We start from the raw sequence: 19339 nt of genomic DNA, 5'->3' as shown, positions 1-19339 counted from the left end.
AAGAAGGTGCTCTCCCAGATGACGACAGCCGTAGAAGCACGAGCCAGGGGTAAGCGTGTAAGACTTGATAAGCCGGAGCTGTTAGCTCCAGCAGGTAATTTAGAGAAACTGAAATTTGCGATCCATTATGGCGCAGATGCGGTATATATTGGTGGACAGAAATATGGTTTACGCTCCAATGCGGATAATTTCTCCAAAGAGGAAATGCGCGAAGGCGTCGAATTTGCTAAGCAATATGGGGCTAAGGTATTCGTGGCAACGAACATCTACGCACATAATGAAGATATTGAAGGATTAGATGAGTACTTGCGTGGACTGCAGGAAGTGGGGATCTCGGCGATTATTGCCGCAGACCCTATCATCATGGAAACGTGCCGACGTGTTGCTCCTGAGTTAGAAGTCCATGTGAGTACACAGCAGTCTGTCATGAACTGGCAAACGGTGCAGTTCTGGAAAGATCAAGGGATCGAACGGGTCGTACTGGCGCGTGAGGTTAGCATGCAAGAGATCGATGAAATTAAGGCGCATGTCGAAGTCGAAATTGAAGCCTTTATTCATGGGGCTATGTGCAGTTCTTACTCGGGGCGTTGTGTTTTGTCCAATCACTTTACAGATCGTGATTCGAACCGCGGCGGTTGCTCACAATCGTGCCGTTGGAAATATGATTTATTCACTAAAGATCAGCCGCTGGATGCGCCACTCGCGACGGATTTCCCAATGTTTGCAGAAGATGACGATGCATTTACGATGGGCTCCAAGGATTTGAGTATGATTGACCACATTGCGGATATGATCGAATCGGGCGTAGACAGTTTCAAAATCGAAGGTAGAATGAAGAGTATTCATTATGTGGCTACAGTCGTGAACGCCTATCGCCAAGCGATTGATGCCTATTTCGAGGATCCAACGCATTTCGAGCCCAATCCACTCTGGCAGGATGAAATCCATAAAGCAGCGAATCGCCCTTTAAATGATGGATTCTTTTATGAAGCCCCAGGTCATGAGGATCATATTTTTGAACCGGAAGATAAGGTTATCGGCTTCGATTTCGTAGGTTTGGTTATGGACTATAACGCAGAAACCGGAATTGCTCTTATACAGCAACGAAATCATTTCAAACCCGGTCAAGAGATTGAGTTCTTTGGCCCAGATGGCACGCATTTCAAGCAATCCGTTGGCGTTATTCAAGATGAAACAGGCCAAGAATTAACAGCTGCAAGACACCCTTTGCAATTGATTCAACTAAAAACCGAGAATCCTGTAAAAAAATGGGATATGATGCGGAAGAAAACAGGCAAATAGTACCATGGAAGCTTTCTCCAGTGTAGGTTATATTGGAGAAAGCTTCCTTTTTTATGCCTAACATGACGAGATTCTTGTTGTTTTTTGTCGATAATTGTCATATTGGTGGTAAAATTGCCTCAATATGCGATCACTCACCCCTGAGTAGACGCGATGCAAGTTTTCTCGTGCTTCTAGATCGTTTTATAGAGGATATTGGAAATACATGTCGAAATCAGTTTATGACGAAAGCATGTAAACCTTTTCATGAAGAGCGCAATTATAAAAGGTTAATTAGAAACTAATGGTGGTGAACGAAATGACAAAAAAACTTCAAGGTATCCGCGCTATTGTAAACAAAGTAGTTCAAGCAACTGGACAAGTTCGAAGGGGTCGAACTGTTGAGACTACGAATGGTGGCTCAGCATCACCGAATGGTACATATGCATTCAAAGGTCCGAGCAACATTAAGCTCGAAAATCCAGTGAAATCAGTTGGGATGAAGTTATTTCTGATGTTTTTCGTAAGTATCCTGTTTTTCGTACTTACAGTAGGGATGATTTCCTATTCAGTCTCCAAAAGTGTCATTAAGAACAAGGTAGCAGAGTCCAGTTTACAAACGGTAACACAAGCAGGTCAGAAGTTAGATTTCCTGTATCAAACTTTTGATGATGTCTCACTGCAAATTATGCTTAACAAAGAGCTGCAAGAACTGTTGGATAAGGTTCCAAAATTAGAAGCATCCTCTTATGAGGCACTGGATGTTACGCGTCAACTAACGGAAAAATTAAACGTCGTTACGTTCTCTAACAAATCGATTAAAACACTTCATTTGTACCGTCCAGATGGTAAATTGATCGTCATTACAGGCGCTGGAGGCGCTCCTGCGATTGACAATTCAGCATCAACGGATTGGTTTAAACAAACGGTTGAGAACGCAGGTAAAGTGACATGGCTGGATAGCCAAACCAAAGGTTACTCCAGCAGCTCTACGAATACATTTGCGATCAGCCGTCTGATGCGCAACACGTTAACGAACTCGTCAACTGCTGTACTGGTCATTGAGCTTAGTACGGATATTTTGACGAAAGAGTTAAGTGGCATGTCGTTAGGCGATGACAGTAATGTCATCATTACGAATGCGGCGAATAAGAATATTGCTGTTAAAGATTTGGCTGAAATTGCGAAAGACTCACCCGTACAACTCACGAAAGAGCAACTTGAAGAAGAGCATGGATCCTTTATTACGAAGGATGATCACTTAGTAGCTTTCTACAAATCAGCAATTTCGGGATGGAACTTGGTTGGAGATATTCCAGTTAGCGCACTTGTGAAAGATGCGAAGAAAATCTATAACTACACGCTCCTAATCGCCTTGTTGGCGGCTATTGCTGCGGTTATTATCGGTATTATCGTTGCTAGAATGATTGGAACTCCACTCATTAATCTGCGCAATCTGATGCAGCAAGGTGCCAAAGGGAAGTTAACCGTTCGCGCCAATTATAAGACGCAAGATGAGATTGGGCAGCTGGGTGCAAGCTTCGATGTGATGATGCAGCAGATTACGTCACTTGTACAACAAACAAGTACATCTGCTCAAGCGGTATTTGAGACAGCGCAAGAGTTAACGAATTCCTCAAAGGTTACTGCTACAGCAGCTAGAGAAATTGCGGTAGCAACAGATGAGATTTCCAATGGCGCAGGCGGCTTGGCAACAGAGTCAGAGAAAGGCAATGAGCTGACTCACCATATCGGCATTCAAATGAAGCAAGTTATTGAAGCCAACCTTGAGATGGGAACTGCGGCAGCTGATGTACAAACGTCCAGTGAGCTTGGAACGAAGTATATGTCGGAGCTCATTGCCAAGACGAATCTGACGGAAGAAATGATTCGTTCTATGGTGGATAAAGTCGATCGTTTAAAAGAAAGTACACGTTCGATCCGTAAAATTTTGGATCTTTTGAATAACATTTCGAAACAAACGAATATCTTGTCTTTGAATGCTACGATTGAAGCCGCACGTGCGGGTTCAGCGGGTAAAGGCTTCATGGTCGTCGCGGATGAAATTCGTAAGCTTGCGGATCAGTCTAAACAATCCATCGATGTTGTTGGACAAATTACGGAAACGATTCAAGGCGAGATCGATGAAACGGTTAAGGTTCTTTCGACAGCAACCCCAATCTTCCAAGAGCAAATTATGGCTGTTAAAGAAGCAGATACGATTTTCAAACAAGTAACGAATCATATGGGCGGCTTTATTGTTCAGTTGAGCACAGTGAGTGATTCTATTTCTACGTTAGAACAATCACAAGTGGTTCTGTCAGATGCCATGACAAACGTCAGTGCAGTTGCCGAGGAATCACTGGCTACTTCCGAGGAAGTTGCTTCCCTGAGCTCCGAACAGCTGAGCATTAGTGATGGCTTGGTGAAATTGTCGGACAAGCTAGACCAACTGTCGCAATCATTGACTGATACATTATCCAAATTCGAAGTGTAATAACGAATGCATCCACTCTCCGTTAGGAGGGTGGATTTTTTTGTCTTTTCATAGCGTAGAAGCAGTTTGTTGTGATGCCAGAATGCCGATACTGGAAGGAGTGACGGCTATTTTGGAAGTTAAAAGGGGTTCATGCTATGAAGGATAATCAATTATCTGCGATGGAAAAAAGGCGTATGTTTTTGATGCTCTTTTTGATTCTACTCTTATTTCTTGGTATTTTAGGAAAGTTATTTTGGATACAAATCGTCGCATCAGAAAGCTACTCATCTCGGGGAATCAATCTGGTGAAAAATTCGGTAATCCAGCGACAACGTGCCCTTGTTCTAGAAAGTGGGCGAGGTGAAATTCTGGACCGGAATCTTCAACCTTTGACTGGGAAAATTGTGAAAGCATTGGTCGCGTTTCCTATTAACAGCGACTATGCGATGAATGGGCAGGAGGTAAGTAAGCTAGCTCGTATTTTACAGACGAGTACAGATAGATGGGTTGCTTTTGCGCGTAATCTGAAAGAACCTCAAGTGTGGGGAACGCAAGATGGGGGAGAAGCACTCTCTCTCAGCGCACAACAAGTAACAGAGATCGATGGGTTGGGGTTAGCGAACGTAAAAGTTGTTGAAATGGAGAATCGCTATCCAGCTGAAATGACTGCGCGACAACTAGTAGGCTTTATTGGGCAAAATCCCGATCGTGTGATGCAAATCTACGGCGCGGACCTGAACAAAGGAAAGGTATCGCTGACAACGAAAATTGGAGGGTCTGGACTGGAGAAGTCATTCGACACTTGGCTTCGTGGTGTTGGTGAAACCTCCATCTCCTACTTCACAGATGCGGGCAAGAGGCCTCTGGCGGGATTAGACGCACGGATGATAGCCCCGGACAACTCCTTTTACCCTGTGAAGTTAATTACCACGTTAGACAGCCGTGTACAGCTGCAAATAGAAGCACTGATGGATAAGCTAGGGATTCGCGAAGGTGCTGCGGTCGTTCAAGAAGCATCAGATGGCAATGTCATAGCGATGGCAAGCAGACCCAACTATAATCCCTTGCAAGTCGATCTTGCTAGTAAGAATTGGAGTAATTATACGCTCAAAGCGACGGCGCCTGGTTCTATTTTCAAGACCATTGTGGCAGCGGCAGCACTGGATGAGAAAGTGGTTACGCCAACAGAAACATTTGATTGTGAAGGGGCGCTTGGGAAGTATGGGTTCACTTGCTGGCGAAAAGAGGGGCATGGGCCTTTAACCTTAGAAGAGGGCTTTGCACAATCTTGTAATATTGTATTTGCGAACGTTATGCAGCGACTTACGGCTTCACAATTAGAGGCGTATGCGAATAAACTTGGTGTTTTGAATGAAGTAGGTTGGACAGGGAAAACCGATACAAGAGCCGTGTTGGAACAATTCGATGCCGAGGAGGCAGGACAATTATTTGCTGCTCACACCCCTGAGAATGATGAAGGTGTTCTGATGCAAACCGCTATTGGACAACGGGATGTCCGAATGACACCGCTGCAAGCGTCGAATATGGTCGTGACATTATTGAATGACGGGAAGGGCTTTATGCCTCGTATTGTGCAAGAAATTCGCTATCAAACGGGGCGTGAGATGGAATCATTTCCTGTGAAGTCATTAGTTGCAAAAGAAGGTAAAATATCTGCCGCAACGAGTCGTACACTTCTCAATTGGATGCGGGAGGTCGTTACGGAAGGAACGGGGCAAGGATTGCAAAATGCCAAGTGGAAGCTGGCAGGCAAGTCAGGGACTGCCCAAATTCAAAATGGGACTCAAGAGAAGGTGAACCAATGGTTTATCGGCTATGGCCCCGTGGAAAACCCTAAGTATGCCGTTTCGGTTGTTATCAAAAATACAGACCCCGCGGAAAGTAATAAGGCGATTCCGTTATTCAAAGGGATCATGGACATTTTGGCAAGCCAAGGGTTGTCAAACAGCAAATAACAGGTATGATGAAGGATAAGCCTATTTGGCTGCCGACGCTGGTGACACATATACTAAAACTCAGGAGACTTAAACCTTATGGCGATCCAACTGCCTTCATCCTTACGAATTCTTGATCGTTCCAATGACCAAGAACCTAAACCTATCTTATATGCTTTTGCTTTAGAAGAACTCTTGTGCCGTGCAATTGGGCAAGGAGCACCTCCCATCTTACATATATGGCGGCACCCACGCGCCTTCGTTATGGGGCTAAGAGACAGCAGATTGCCCCATGCAGCACTAGCGGACGAGTGGCTGCGAAGCCAAGGTTTTGATACAGCTGTACGCAACTCTGGTGGAGCTGCGGTGCCCCTAGATGCGGGAGTCGTAAATATTTCGTTACTGCTTCCGAAAGAAGCTGGAGGGATGGAACATCGCAAAGATTTTGATCTTATGGTCGAGTTGATTCGAGAGATCATGGCATCTGTTACGGATCGTATTGACCAAGGGGAGATTATCGGTTCTTTCTGTCCAGGAGAATTTGATTTGAGCATTGGAGGGCGGAAATTCTGTGGAATCGCTCAGCGCAGACAGCAGCTCGCTATTTCTGTACAAGCTTTCATAATCGTAGAGGGCCGCGGCGAGCAGAAGGCTGCCTTAGCTCGAGGGTTTTATGAGAGGGCTGCAGAAGCAGCTGGCAAACAAGATTATCCGATTGTCGTTCAGGAGAGCATGTCGAGCCTTACAGAGTGTTTAGACCTGCCATTAACAGCAGAGCAGTTTGTCGAGCAGTTACGTCAAGTAATGACTAGTCGCGGTATACAGCTCAGTCAAGCTGAGGATATCGCCGGTTATCCCGACGAATCCCAGATTGAAGCGATGATTGGGCTGATGAAGGATCGTTATGCTATCTCATCCTAAGAAATAATGCAGTGTTTCTGGCAATTCAACTTGCCAAAACCCCCATATATGCTTGCCGGGCTTCTCTATATAGTGAAGCGTGGCTTTTTTGTCTTGAAGAAAAGTGTGTGTCAGTCTGTTTTCTCGAACAAAATCGAAAGTACCTCGTTCCGTCGTCACATCTGTTTCATCAGTTCCAATGAGCATATATATCTCAAGCCAAGATAAGTCGTCCTCTTGCTTGATGCGTTCACGCGTAATGTCGAAAAATGCGCCCGACAAGGATATAACTCGGCAAAAAAGGCTAGGATAATCTAAGGCGAGATGCAAGGAAACTGTTCCTCCAAGTGAATCCCCTGCAAGGATGCGTTCGGATCGCTCGGTTCGGACGGGATAACGACTTTCTACATAAGGGAGGAGCTCTTCTGCGAAGAATTGACAATAAGCATCGTGACGTTCGCCTTCAGGCGCATATTCGGATGTTCGATTCGCATTATTCACATCGACACCTACGACAATGGCAGGTTCCAAATCCTCATCAAGGATCAAACGGGTCATCGTGGTAGCAATCCGACCGAAATTAAAGAACTGTTCACCATCTTGACAGTAAATGACGGGATAGGAGAGCAGCTCGTTATAGCCAGGAGGAAGATAGATCCGCAGGGGACGATTTTCTCCGAGCAAGCTCGAGGTTACTTCATCTTTTACAATAGTACGCTTATACAAACGGGAGTCATCTGACATTGTGGATCTCCTTATCTTAGGGAAAGTGTATTATAGCAGTTGTTAATTCTTTGTAAACTGTATTATATATTTTCGCGAACTGTACTATTCATGATCGTGAAAAAAGGTGAGATACCCCGCCGTTGCTGGTGTACAATTCACCAAAACAGGATTATAATAATACTATAACAGAAGTCCAGATAGTAGGCACCAAAATCATATAAGAGGTGAAATGGTATGAGTAAGCCACTTGTCAGCCAAGCAAATTATGAAGTGACCACAGAAAAGGTTGAGCCATTGCAGGTTCTTGCTCCAGACGGCACAATCGTAAATCCCGATAAAATGCCTAAACTTAGCGATGAACAACTAAAAGAACTAATGAGAAGAATGGTATTCACACGCGTATGGGATGAAAGAGCCGTAAATCTAGGTCGTCAAGGACGCCTTGGTTTCTACGCTCCTGTTTCCGGTCAAGAAGCATCCATGATTGGCAGCGAATTTGCATTGAATAAAGATGATTTCATCTGCCCAGGGTACCGCGATATGCCGCAACTTGTATGGCACGGTCTTCCGCTATATCAAGCATTCTTGTATTCCCGCGGTCATCAACATGGCGGACAAATTCCGGAAGATGTTCATGTACTTATGCCGCAAATTATTATCGGCGCACAAATTCTTCACGCAACTGGTGTTGCTATGGCGTTCAAGAAACGCAATCAACCGCGTGTAGCGATTACTTACACAGGTGACGGTGGAAGTTCAGAAGGTGACTTCTACGAAGGCATGAACTTTGCTGGAGCATTCAAGCTGCCTGTCATTTATTTTGTACAAAACAATGGTTACGCGATTACAACACCTTACTCGAAACAAACAGGAGCGCTTTCTGTTGCACATAAATCCGTTGCTGCGGGTATCAAAGGCGTTCAAGTAGACGGTATGGACGTTCTAGCTGTTGTTCAAGCTGTTACAGAAGCTGCTGAAAGAGGACGCAGAGGCGAAGGCGCTACGTTGATCGAAGCGTTGACATATCGTTTCCGTCCACATTCCTTGGCCGATGATACAACGAAGTACCGTACCAAAGACGAAGAGTCCGATTGGGAGCCAAGAGATCCGCTTACACGTATGCGTTTGTTCTTGACGAAAAAAGGCCTTTGGAGTGAAGAAGAAGAAGCTCAAGTGAAAGAAGAAGCGAAAGCTACTGTTGCTGAGCACATCAAAAAAGCAGAAGAGACAGAGAAAATGACAGTCGCTGGTTTGATCGACTCCATGTTCGAAGTAACGCCTTCTCATTTGGAAGAACAAAAAGAATTATACAAATAGAGTGAACGTTCGAAACAAGTTTTCTTACGAAAACATTTAGGAGGCACAGAGTAGTCATGGCACAAATGACAATGATTCAAGCGATAAAAGACGCGATGCGCGTAGAATTAGAAAGAGATCCTAATGTTATTTTGTTCGGTGAAGACGTTGGTAACGTTGGTGGCGTGTTCCGTGCAACAGAAGGCTTACAAAAAGAATTCGGCGAAGAGCGCGTATTCGATACGCCTCTTGCTGAGTCCGCAATCGGCGGACTTGCGGTTGGTTTAGGCGTTCAAGGTTTCCGCCCTATCGCTGAGATCCAATTCGTAGGTTTCATTTACGAAGCACTTGACCAAATCTGCGTACAAGCGGCTCGTATGCGTTACCGTTCCGGTGGTCGTTACAACTCACCAATCGTATTCCGTACGCCTTTTGGCGGCGGTGTAAAAGCAGCTGAGCTTCATACGGATGCACTTGAAGGTCTTTTGGTTCAAACGCCAGGAATTAAAGTCGTTGTTCCTTCCAACCCTTACGATGCAAAAGGACTTCTAATCGCAGCAATTCGTGATAATGACCCTGTCTTCTTCATGGAGCATTTGAACTTATACCGTGCTTTCCGCGGCGAAGTACCAGAAGGCGAATACACAGTCGAGCTAGGCAAAGCGAATGTGGTTAAAGAAGGTTCAGACGTTACCATTATTACTTACGGTGCTATGGTTCACACGTCCATGAAAGCCGCTGAAGAAATCGAAAAAACAGAAGGTGTGAAAGTCGAAGTTATCGATCTTCGTACACTTCTTCCATTGGATATTGATACGATTGTAGCATCCATTAAGAAAACAAATCGTGCCATCATCGTTCAAGAAGCGCAAAAAACTTCTGGAGTAGCTGCAGAGGTAATTGCTCAAATTAATGAAAAAGCAATTCTTCATTTGGAAGCGCCAGTTCTGCGTGTTTCACCACCAGATACGGTATATCCTTTCGCACAAATCGAAGATGCTTGGTTGCCAAGTCCAGCTAGCGTAATTGCTGGAATTAAGAAAGTACTCGAATTTTAATTCACCCAGTCGAAGGTACAGGAGGTCGTACACGTGGCATTGTTTGAATACAAGTTCCCAGAGCTTGGTGAAGGCATACATGAAGGCGAGATCGTGAAAATGTTAGTTAAAGCGGGTGATACCGTAACTGACGAAACGATTCTTATGGAAGTACAAAATGATAAAGCAGTCGTTGAAGTTCCTTGTCCTGTTGAAGGTAAGGTTGTCAGCGTTGCTGTCAAAGATGGACAAGTCTGCACAATCGGCGAACTTGTGATGACGATTGAAGTAACTGGCGAGATGCCTGCAGCTTCGATGCATCAAGGCTCCAGCCACGCGGCTCCAGCCGTGGCAACAGCTCCACCTGCTGCTGCACCAGCTCCAGCAGCAGTAGCGGTAGCAGCAGCGCCTGCGGCAGCTGCTCCAGCAGCTCCAGCGCCGACATCAGTTGGCGCTGGCCGTGAAGTGCTTGCGACGCCTAGCGTCCGCAAGCTTGCAAGAGAAAAAGGCATCACACTCGCAGAGGTGACGCCTACAGGTAAGCACGGCCGCGTGACACGCGAGGACGTGGAAGGCTTTGGAGGAGCTGGCGCAGCCGCAGCTCCAGCAGCAAGTGAAGCAGCTTCAGCTCCAGCTGCAGCTGGTGAAACAGCACCTGCTGCCGCACCGCAGCAGGTAGTCGTAGGCGATCGCGTCGAAGAACGGACTCCGTTCAAAGGCATCCGTAAGATCATCGCGAACGCGATGGTTAAATCCGTGTACACGGCTCCGCACGTGACATTGATGGATGAGATCGACGTATCGGCACTAGTCGCTCTTCGTACGCGTACGAAGCCACTGGCAGAGAAAAAAGGCGTGAAACTGACTTACCTTCCTTTCATCGTGAAAGCATTGGTAGCAGCTTGCCGTCAATTCCCGGTTATGAACGCCATGATCGACGAAGAGAAGCAAGAAATCGTCTACAAAAAGTACTACAACATCGGAATCGCTACAGATACAGACAACGGATTGCTCGTTCCTGTTATCCATGATGCTGACCGTAAAAACGTTTGGTCCGTCGCAGCAGCGATTAAAGATTTGGCTGTTCGCGGTCGCGAAGGCAAATTGTCTCCGAACGAAATGAAAGGCGGCACGATTTCCATCACGAACATTGGTTCTGTTGGCGGTATGTTCTTCACACCAGTTATCAACTTCCCAGAAGTTGCGATCTTGGGTGCAGGCCGTATCACAGAGAAACCAGTTGTGAAAAACGGAGAAATCGCTGTTGGACACGTTATGGCGCTTTCCTTGAGTTTCGATCACCGTATCGTAGACGGAGCGACAGCACAAAGCTTCTTGAACTACATCAAACAGCTTCTGGCTGATCCAGAGCTTCTCGTCTTGGAGGTGTAACAACATGGTAGTGGGAGATGCTTCTCTAGATATAGATTTGTTAGTCATCGGTGCAGGCCCTGGCGGTTACGTAGCTGCCATCCGTGCTGCACAACTTGGGCAAAGCGTTCTAATTGTTGATAAAGACGCTTGGGGCGGCGTGTGTTTGAACCGCGGCTGTATCCCATCCAAAGCTTTGATCTCAGCAGCGCATACGTATGAGCACGCTCAGCATGCGGACAGCATCGGGATCTCCGTAGAGAACGTGAAAGTGGACTTTGCGAAGGTACAAGCTTGGAAAAACAGCATCGTTGCCAAACAAACTGGCGGCGTTAGTGCATTGCTGAAAGGCAACAAGATCCAAACGTTCCAAGGTGAAGCGATGTTTATCAATGAGCACGAAGCACGTGTGTTCAATGATGCAGAAGCACCGCGTTACCGCTTCAAAAACTGTATTATCGCAACAGGCTCCCGTCCGATTGAGTTGAAAGCTTTCCCTTACGGCGGAAGAATCATCTCCTCGACAGAAGCTTTGAACTTGCCAGAAATTCCGAAAAGCATGGTCGTTATCGGCGGTGGCTATATCGGAATCGAGCTTGGTCAAACGTACGCGAAATTCGGTACGAAAGTAACGGTGTTGGAAGGTTCTGATCACGTGCTTCCAGGTTTCGAGAAAGAATTGACGAAGCTGGTTGCTAAGAACTTGGAGAAAGTTGGCGTAGAGGTTCATACCGAAGCGTTAGCGCAATCCTGCACGAAAACTGACAACGATGTTACAGTTACTTTCACTGTAAAAGGAGAAGAAAAACAAGTGACTGCAGATTACGTTCTTGTAACTGTAGGTCGTCGTCCGAACACTGACGGCGAGCTTGGTTTGGACCTCATTGGTTTGAAAATGACAGATCGCGGTTTGATCGAAGTCGACAACCAAGGTCGCACAAGCATTCCTCACATTTTTGCAATCGGTGATGTAGTCCCTGGTATGTCTTTGGCGCATAAAGCTTCGTATGAGGCAAAAGTGGCGGCTGAAGCGATCGCGGGTCAGACAAGTATCGTTGATTACAAAGCAATGCCTGCTGTTGTATTCTCCGATCCGGAGATTGCTGGCGTAGGTCTAAGCGAAACCGAAGCGAAAGCACAAGGTATCAATGTTACCATTGGTAAATTCCCTTACGCAGCTAACGGACGTGCGAACTCTTTGAACGCGGCTCAAGGCTTCGTGAAGCTTGTTGGCGACAAAGAAACAGGTCAGTTGCTTGGTGGTCAAATCGTTGGTCCAGAAGCGTCAAACTTGATTGGAGAGCTTGCTCTTGCAGTTGAGATGGGGGCTAATCTGGAGGACATCGCGCTTACCATTCATGCACATCCAACATTGACTGAAATGATCATGGATGCTGCTGAAGGCGCACTTGGACATCCCATTCACCAACTTGGCAAATAAGATTTAGTTTCTTACGGTATTTATGCCTTTAGATAAAAGTCCCGAGAGTATGGCTGCAAAGCCACTCTACGGGACTATTTTTATGAATAGAGATACGTGGATTGACGCCCCGAATCGACTGCTTATATAATTTGTAGAGCAAGTCATGGAAGTTAAAACGTTGGGAGCGTTGAACATGCCTACATCGAAACCAATTATCATTGGTCACCGCGGCGCGGCGGGGGAAGCCCCAGAGAATACATTAGCTTCTTTTGCATTAGCCTTGGAGCAAGGGGCTCAGGCAATTGAACTGGATGTTCATCTCACGAGAGATGGGAAGATCGTCGTATGTCATGATGGGACGTTGAATCGAACTACGAATGGTTCAGGGCTTATTGCTCATCAATCGTGGGAAGACATTCGGAAACTAGACGCGGGAGCTTGGTTTTCGGAGAAGTTCTTAGGGGAACGCATACCGTTGCTAAGCGAAGTATTTGATTTAGTGCCGCGGGGGACGCTCATCAATGTGGAAGTAAAGGATGCTTATGAAGGACGCATGGAGAGTGCTCTTCTGGCGTTCTTGCGAGAGAGGGATGATCGGTACGAAGATGTCGTCGTTTCTTCTTTTGACCATAAAGTGATTCAGCGCTTAAAGCGGGCAGAACCAGCGTTGAAGGTGGGCTTGCTGTATGCAGCGAATCTCATTGACCATGCGGGCTATGCCAAATTGCTTGACGTCGATGTCTACTCCCTGCATCCCCATTATCATTCGTTCGCTGAAGCGGATATTGCCATGGCAACGACAGCGGGGTTGGCGGTCTATCCCTATACGGTGAATGAACTTTCTGACTATCAAATGATGATTACTGCCGGCGTCACGGGCATTATTACCGATTTTCCTGGCCGATTGAAAGCATACTTGAATACATAAAAAGTTATTTTTACGACATAGCAAGAATAATTGGGACCGAAGCATACACATGCCGAGGTCTTATTTCTTTTTCCCGCATACAATGAACTATTGACAGACTCGCGAGAGATACCAATAGGGGGAATTCCCATGATCAAATGGATGTTCGTTGCGTTAGTAAGGCTTTTACTTCCGTGCTTGCGTCTGTTTGTGCTGTTTGCCTTTAAGGTGAAAGTAACAGGGATGGAAAGTCTCGTGCTGACGGGAAAAACGGTGCTTATTCCGAATCATGTGTCGTTGTTGGATGCGGTACTGCTCGCTCTAATTCTGCCTAAAGATGTGGCATTTGTTGTGAATACGAATATTGCGAAGCGATTTGCATGGGTGCTTCATTTCAGGGCTCATATCACGGTGGATCCCTTGAATCCTTATTCCGTTCGTACAATGTTGAAAACCATACAAAGTGAAACGCCGCTTGTTATTTTTCCAGAGGGACGTATTTCTACTACAGGTGGCATGATGAAAATATATGGCGGTATCGGGTACCTAGCCCTCCGCTCCCAAGCGCGTATCGTGCCGATAGCAATCGAAGGTTTGGAATATTCGAAGTTCTCTTATCTGCGTGGAAAAATAAAACAACGCTGGTTCCCGCAGGTGAACATTACGTTTGGTGAAGCTTTTCGAGTTCCACTGGGGGATGACCGGTTCACACGTAAAGTTCAAAAGGAGCATGCGACGGAAGCGGTTCGAAACCAATTATTACGTCATTTACTAGAAAGCCGACTTCAACCAGAGGTTAACTTATTTAATGAACTGCTGTCGGCTGCACATAAAAATGGTCAATCCACCGTCATTTGTGTAGACGTCTTAAGTAATTCTGCTTTAACTTATCGGAAGCTGCAGTTGACTAGCTATACACTGGCTGTTCCGTTAGGAAAGCTATTGCAAGGACGGAAACGCGTAGCCTTACTGCTGCCGAATGCCGCGGGGCATGTGGTGACGTTATTTGCGCTATTTCGATTAGGCATTACCCCCGCGATATTGAATTACTCAGCCGGCAGGCAGGCGATGCTGGATGCTTGTGAAACGGCAGAAGTGAGCATCGTGCTGACATCGAAGGCTTTCATTGTGAAGGCGGGTCTTTCGGATTTTGTCCAGGCAGCAAGTAGTTGTTATCAACTTGTTTATCTTGAAGAAGTGAAGGAAGCGCTCACTTTAGTTGACAAGCTGCATGGTTTGTTCGACTTTTTGCAACGGAAAAAAGGGCCTGTAGGTGCTGGACAGAATGAAGTTGTTCTCTTCACTTCAGGTAGTGAAAGTAAACCGAAGGGTGTTGTGCTGACACATCGAAATATATGCGCGAATTTACAGCAGGCGAGGCTTGTTATCGCTTTTAATAGTTCCGATAGCGTGCTGGGCAGTATGCCGATGTTTCACTCATTTGGATTAACAGCGGGAACGATGCTCCCGATACTTTCGGGGGTTAAGCTGGTATTATACCCCAATCCTTTGCACTACAAAGTGATTCCAGAGCTCGTATATGATCGGAATATTACGATACTATTTGGTACGTCAACGTTTCTAGGAGCGTATGCGAGAACGGCCCATCCTTATGATTTTGCCCATTCGTTGCGTTATGTGGTAGCGGGTGCTGAGAGGTTGAAAGAGGAAGTACGTCAAATTTGGCAGGATAAATTCGGGATTCGCATATTGGAGGGCTATGGTACAACGGAGACTACCCCTGTTATCTCTTTGAACACACCGATGTACACAAAGAAAGGCTCCGTCGGTAAATTACTGCCGGGGATGGACGCTGTGGTGGAAGAAGTGGAAGGAATTGCGACAGGAGGCCATTTGCTCGTTCGAGGTCCGAATGTGATGAAGGGGTATTTGATTCATAGTAAAGGCTTCGTTCCTGCTTCTGAGTGGTATAGTACCGGGGATATTGTGACCTTGGATGATCAAGGGTACCTATTCATTCAAGCACGTTTGCAGTCTTTTGCTAAAATTGGTGGCGAAAAAGTCTCGCTTCTTATGGTGGAAGAGCTGGTGTCGAAGGTTTTGATGTCACCTGCGGTTTGTGCTGCGGTACATGTGCCTGATCGACGAAAAGGTGAGCGAATCATTGTGTTTCATACCAGTAAGGTGCGTCCACATGAAACGCTTCGTGAATCGATGAGAGGAGAGGGGCAACCCGCCATCTATATGCCTTCTGAGTTTCGTTATATCGAGAAGCTGCCATTATTGGGAAGTGGGAAGATTGACTATGTGACGTTAAAGCAATGGGCGCTGAAGAGCGGAGCCGCCAATATAGATGAGGATAAACCCACAGTTTAGGCTGTGGGTTTTGCACGGATGACGGTAATGGCTGCAGGAAGGAGTTCGATTTGAAGCGGTGTGGAGCCCGCGAATTCCCCGTCCGCCTGAACAAGCAGTGGCTTTTCTGTCTGAATGGAGATGGATTTTCCTTTATAAAAAGATACGGCTGGATGCTTGGTATGCTTTCCTTGATACACCGTGAAAAGAACAGGCAAGAGGCGGATGCGGCCTTTGCTTTGAATCACAACAACATCCGCCATACCGTCGGTTGGACTAGCTGTTGGACATATTTGAATCGCGCCTCCGTAAAAAGGAATATTCGCTACCGCTGCCAGCCACATGTCAGGTAGTTCGGTTACGTTGCCGTCGACTTTTAGCCATGCTGTGGAAGGTTGATAGGTTGCGAACACTCGCAAAATAGAAATGAAATAAGACAGCTTGCCTAGTCCTAAGCGGTTAAGGAATTTTTTGTAGCTAGCTTCGTTCGTAATTTTGGCAACCATGCCGTCAAAGCCGGCGCCAATACTATTGACCGCCACTTGAGTAGGAAGGGCATGCAGAAGATCAATTTGCACCGTTGATGGTGTGGTTAATGCAATCTCGAGAGCTTCAAGCGAATGCTTGGGTATGCCATAGGCCTTCGCGAAATCATTCCCTGTCCCTGCTGGAATCACGGCGATAGAGCAGATTGGGTGGGGATTAAGGCTGTTTTGAAGCTGCCAAACACCGCCTGCTGTTTCATGAACGGTGCCATCTCCGCCGATGATGATAATTCGTTCCACATGATGTTCTTGGATCAAAGATATAGCATGCCGGGTCGCTTCGCCTGCTTTGGTCGTCAATTTTGCAACATAAGAGATTTGATGCGTCTGAAGGTAGGTTTGGACTTCTCCCCAGATGTGAGCTCCTCTGTCATTGCCTGAAAGTGGGTTCACAATGATTCCAATTGATGACATGTGGATTTTCCCCTTTTGTAATAGTTGAAGTGGTAAAATTTGGTAGATGAAATGGCTGTTCTAGTAAGGTTTATACGAATTTTTCTTTACATAAGAGAGACTGTTTTGTAAAATAAACCATAGGTAAATTAATTTACCCTATGTTAGGTTTAATGCCATGAAGAAGAAAGTTGTTGATTTACACTCGGGGGGAGAATGGGTAAACTTGAAATTCACATCAAAATTGAACGGCATGCAGAGCACAGGAAAGCTCAACGTCAACCTGTCCATCCTTCGTAATCTGAAACTACGTTTTAAATTGTTAGCCATGAACGCGATTGCAATCCTATTCTTATTAATTGTTGGGATTACTGGTTATCATTATATGGACAAGATGTCTAGTAATTCTACTAGAATGTACGAGGAAAGTCTGCTATCTGTCAAATGGATTAATCAATTAAAAACAAATTTCAATGAAACCGAGTCTAATTTGCTTGAAATGATGCTGTCAACGGATGTGAAATATAAAACGAAGCTGAAAGCAAAGCTTGATGAGAACTCCGGTACCAATAAAGATTTAGTTTCGAAAATCGCGGGGATCGCCCTGAATGCGGAAGAGGCTAAGGCTTTCAAAAGCTTCGAGGAGCTGAATCTGAAATACCGCGAAGTCGTTACAAAAACCATCGATCAGGCTACACTCAACAATCAAGTGGCGTATCAAGTTTACAACAATGAAGTATCTCCGCATGGGGACAAAACCGTAGAAGCGTTAGATAAGCTTGTCGGGCTTAAGGAATCTGCTGCGGAACAATTCCAGAAATCGAGCAGCTCGGATTCAGCGACTTCGCATTGGGTCATTATTTTAACGATTATCGTTGCGATTATTGTGATGACTTTGGGTGCGTTAACGTTGAATATGCTCATCTCGACACCCATTCGGAAGCTTCAAGAAAGTATGAAAAAGGCAGCCAGTGGTAATTTATCGGTTAACATGGACTACCCTTATGGGGATGAGGTTGGTAAATTAACGAATTCCTTTAATGTAATGGTAGGGAGCTTGCGAAGCTTAGTTATGCAAATTTCAGATAATGCGCTAACCTTGTCCGCGAGCTCAGAAGAACTTTTGGCAAGTTCGGAGCAAAGCTCATTGGCAGCGAGGCAGGTTGCAACGTCCAGTCAGCAGTTGTCGGAGGATTTTGATAAACAATTTGCTGGTGTGACGCAAGCGAATGAGGCTGTTGGTCTGATGGTAACGAGTACGAAGCAGATCGATGAGTCGGCGCAAGTGGTTGCCACGCTTGTCAATCAAGCGACGAAAGCTGCGAAGAACGGAAAGCAATCGGTCGTATCGATCGCGGGGCAGATGTCGGAGATTTCAGACGCGGTGCGTGACGTGAATGTGGTAATTGAAGCTTTGGGGAAAAACGCACACAAAATCGGTGAAATCGTCAATGTCATTAATGAGATTTCGACACAGACGAATCTGCTTTCCTTGAATGCAGCAATCGAAGCGGCACGCGCGGGAGAGGCAGGACGGGGCTTCGCAGTCGTTGCAGGGGAAGTTCGTAAGCTTGCCGAGCAGTCATCAACTTCGGCGCGTAATATTACGGAGCTAGTATCATCCATCCAACGGCAGATCAATCAAGCTGTAAGTTCCATGCACACAGGTGCTGGGAAAGTGCAAGAGGGGTTGACGATTTCGGAGGAAGCGCAAGAATCGTTTGTACATATCGAGACTTCGGTCGAGAAAGTAAATATGAAAGTGGAAGATGTGAATCGGAACATTCACCAGCTCGTGGATGCGAACCTGCGGATCGAGCAGGTGATGCGTATTGTGAGTTCCGTCTCGGAGACGGGAATCTCCGTCAGCCAGGAGACATCTGCTGCGAGTCAGCAGCAAATGTCGACCACGGAGGAGATTGAGAATTCCGCGAAGTCGCTGGCAGGACTGGCGGAAGAATTGCAAATTTCGCTTCAGAAATTTAAGGTGTAGTTGGGAACCCGCGGGCATTGTGCTTGCGGGTTTTTGGTTTGTTGTGCGGAGACGTCGAAATCCGACGTCTCGGAGGTGAACGTGCAGTGGAGTGAAGCTGAGCGGTTGATAATCGACGTCTCGGTGGCTGGAAGTGAGTTGGAGTAGCTAGTTGGTAGACTGAGACGTCGAAATACGACGTCTCGGAGGTGGAATGTGTGGTGGAGTGAAGCTGAGCGGTCGATAATCGTCGTCTCGGTGGCTGGAAGTAAGTTGGAGTAGCTAGTTGGTAGTCTGAGAAGTCGAAATACGACGTTTCGGAGGTGAATGAGCGGTGAAGTGACGCTGAGCATTCGACGGCTGAGTAGGCGGAAGTGAGTTGGAGTAGCTAGTTGGTAATCTGAGACGTCGAAATACGACGTCTCATAGGTGAATGAGCGGTGAAGTGACGCTGAGCGGTAGATAATCGTCGTCTCGGTGGCTGGAAGTGAGTTGGAGTAGCTAGTTGGTAGTATGAGACGTCGAAATACGACGTCTCAGGGGTGAATGAGCAGTGAAGTGACGCTGAGCGGTTGATAATCGTCGTCTGAGTAGGCGGAAGTGAGTTGGAGTAGCTAGTTGGTAGACCGAGACGTCGAAATCCGACGTCTCGGAGGTGAACGTGCAGTGGAGTGAAGCTGAGCGGTTGATAATCGACGTCTCGGTGGCTGGAAGTGAGTTGGAGTAGCTAGTTGGTAG

Annotated in this window: 13 protein-coding genes; 11 read left to right on the top strand and 2 right to left on the bottom strand. The window is 46.3% G+C overall.

What is annotated here, in order from left to right; genetic code table 11:
* The first annotated feature begins 18 nt into the window (after positions 1-18).
* From J2736_RS32830 to J2736_RS32815, 4 genes are all read left to right on the top strand, one after another.
* Positions 19-1302, top strand: a complete 1284-nt coding sequence (locus J2736_RS32830; protein ID WP_310502732.1) for a peptidase U32 family protein — start codon at positions 19-21, stop codon at positions 1300-1302.
* Positions 1303-1600: 298 nt separating this feature from the next.
* Positions 1601-3778, top strand: a complete 2178-nt coding sequence (locus J2736_RS32825) for a methyl-accepting chemotaxis protein (RefSeq protein WP_310502731.1) — start codon at positions 1601-1603, stop codon at positions 3776-3778.
* 137 nt (positions 3779-3915) lie between these two features.
* A complete protein-coding gene (locus J2736_RS32820; RefSeq protein WP_310502730.1) occupies positions 3916-5736 on the top strand; it encodes a peptidoglycan D,D-transpeptidase FtsI family protein in 1821 nt (606 codons plus the stop codon).
* A 78-nt stretch (positions 5737-5814) separates the two neighbouring features.
* Positions 5815-6636 (top strand): lipoate--protein ligase family protein, encoded by an 822-nt coding sequence (locus J2736_RS32815; RefSeq protein WP_310502729.1) that lies wholly within the window; start codon positions 5815-5817, stop codon positions 6634-6636.
* Here the strand turns inward: J2736_RS32815 and J2736_RS32810 are convergent.
* Positions 6628-7359, bottom strand: coding sequence for an alpha/beta hydrolase (locus J2736_RS32810; RefSeq protein ID WP_310502728.1), 732 nt, complete (start codon positions 7357-7359; stop codon positions 6628-6630). The two genes, J2736_RS32815 and J2736_RS32810, sit on opposite strands and share 9 nt — an antisense overlap.
* 216 nt (positions 7360-7575) lie before the next feature.
* On the opposite strand from J2736_RS32810, the gene pdhA reads away from it, so the two are divergent.
* The 6 genes from pdhA to J2736_RS32780 all read left to right on the top strand — a co-directional run bounded on the left by pdhA (position 7576) and on the right by J2736_RS32780 (position 15712).
* Positions 7576-8658, top strand: coding sequence for a pyruvate dehydrogenase (acetyl-transferring) E1 component subunit alpha (gene pdhA, locus J2736_RS32805; RefSeq protein ID WP_310502727.1), 1083 nt, complete (start codon positions 7576-7578; stop codon positions 8656-8658).
* 56 nt (positions 8659-8714) lie between these two features.
* Positions 8715-9695, top strand: coding sequence for an alpha-ketoacid dehydrogenase subunit beta (locus J2736_RS32800; protein ID WP_310502726.1), 981 nt, complete (start codon positions 8715-8717; stop codon positions 9693-9695).
* 33 nt (positions 9696-9728) lie between these two features.
* Positions 9729-11066: a dihydrolipoamide acetyltransferase family protein gene (locus J2736_RS32795; RefSeq protein ID WP_310502725.1), complete on the top strand. Its 1338-nt coding sequence runs from the start codon at positions 9729-9731 to the stop codon at positions 11064-11066.
* A gap of 4 nt (positions 11067-11070) precedes the next feature.
* On the top strand, positions 11071-12486 hold the full coding sequence (gene lpdA / locus J2736_RS32790; protein WP_310502724.1) for a dihydrolipoyl dehydrogenase: 1416 nt from the start codon (positions 11071-11073) through the stop codon (positions 12484-12486).
* 175 nt (positions 12487-12661) lie between these two features.
* Positions 12662-13396, top strand: a complete 735-nt coding sequence (locus tag J2736_RS32785) for a glycerophosphodiester phosphodiesterase (protein WP_310502723.1) — start codon at positions 12662-12664, stop codon at positions 13394-13396.
* A gap of 129 nt (positions 13397-13525) precedes the next feature.
* Positions 13526-15712, top strand: coding sequence for an AMP-binding protein (locus J2736_RS32780; protein WP_310502722.1), 2187 nt, complete (start codon positions 13526-13528; stop codon positions 15710-15712).
* On the opposite strand, the gene J2736_RS32775 is transcribed toward J2736_RS32780, so the two are convergent.
* Complete coding sequence (locus tag J2736_RS32775; RefSeq protein ID WP_310502721.1) at positions 15709-16650, bottom strand: diacylglycerol/lipid kinase family protein; 942 nt, start codon at positions 16648-16650, stop codon at positions 15709-15711. The genes J2736_RS32780 and J2736_RS32775 overlap by 4 nt on opposite strands.
* 205 nt (positions 16651-16855) lie before the next feature.
* Between J2736_RS32775 and J2736_RS32770 the strand changes: the two genes are divergently transcribed.
* The gene (locus tag J2736_RS32770; RefSeq protein ID WP_310502720.1) at positions 16856-18622 is read left to right on the top strand and encodes a methyl-accepting chemotaxis protein; all 1767 of its coding nucleotides are present in this window, start codon (positions 16856-16858) and stop codon (positions 18620-18622) included.
* The last annotated feature ends 717 nt before the right edge of the window (positions 18623-19339 follow it).

The organism is Paenibacillus qinlingensis (assembly GCF_031455095.1).
Taxonomy (GTDB): domain Bacteria; phylum Bacillota; class Bacilli; order Paenibacillales; family NBRC-103111; genus Paenibacillus_E; species Paenibacillus_E qinlingensis_A.
This window is presented reverse-complemented; position numbering and strand designations above follow the sequence as displayed.

Excerpts from the sequence above, each read along its gene's own strand:
- J2736_RS32830 (WP_310502732.1), top strand. The coding sequence starts at position 19 with ATGACGACAGCCGTAGAAGCACGAGCCAGGGGTAAGCGTGTAAGACTT.
- J2736_RS32825 (WP_310502731.1), top strand. The coding sequence starts at position 1,601 with ATGACAAAAAAACTTCAAGGTATCCGCGCTATTGTAAACAAAGTAGTT.
- J2736_RS32820 (WP_310502730.1), top strand. The coding sequence starts at position 3,916 with ATGAAGGATAATCAATTATCTGCGATGGAAAAAAGGCGTATGTTTTTG.
- J2736_RS32815 (WP_310502729.1), top strand. The coding sequence starts at position 5,815 with ATGGCGATCCAACTGCCTTCATCCTTACGAATTCTTGATCGTTCCAAT.
- J2736_RS32810 (WP_310502728.1), bottom strand. The coding sequence starts at position 7,359 with ATGTCAGATGACTCCCGTTTGTATAAGCGTACTATTGTAAAAGATGAA.
- pdhA (WP_310502727.1), top strand. The coding sequence starts at position 7,576 with ATGAGTAAGCCACTTGTCAGCCAAGCAAATTATGAAGTGACCACAGAA.
- J2736_RS32800 (WP_310502726.1), top strand. The coding sequence starts at position 8,715 with ATGGCACAAATGACAATGATTCAAGCGATAAAAGACGCGATGCGCGTA.
- lpdA (WP_310502724.1), top strand. The coding sequence starts at position 11,071 with ATGGTAGTGGGAGATGCTTCTCTAGATATAGATTTGTTAGTCATCGGT.
- J2736_RS32785 (WP_310502723.1), top strand. The coding sequence starts at position 12,662 with ATGCCTACATCGAAACCAATTATCATTGGTCACCGCGGCGCGGCGGGG.
- J2736_RS32780 (WP_310502722.1), top strand. The coding sequence starts at position 13,526 with ATGATCAAATGGATGTTCGTTGCGTTAGTAAGGCTTTTACTTCCGTGC.
- J2736_RS32775 (WP_310502721.1), bottom strand. The coding sequence starts at position 16,650 with ATGTCATCAATTGGAATCATTGTGAACCCACTTTCAGGCAATGACAGA.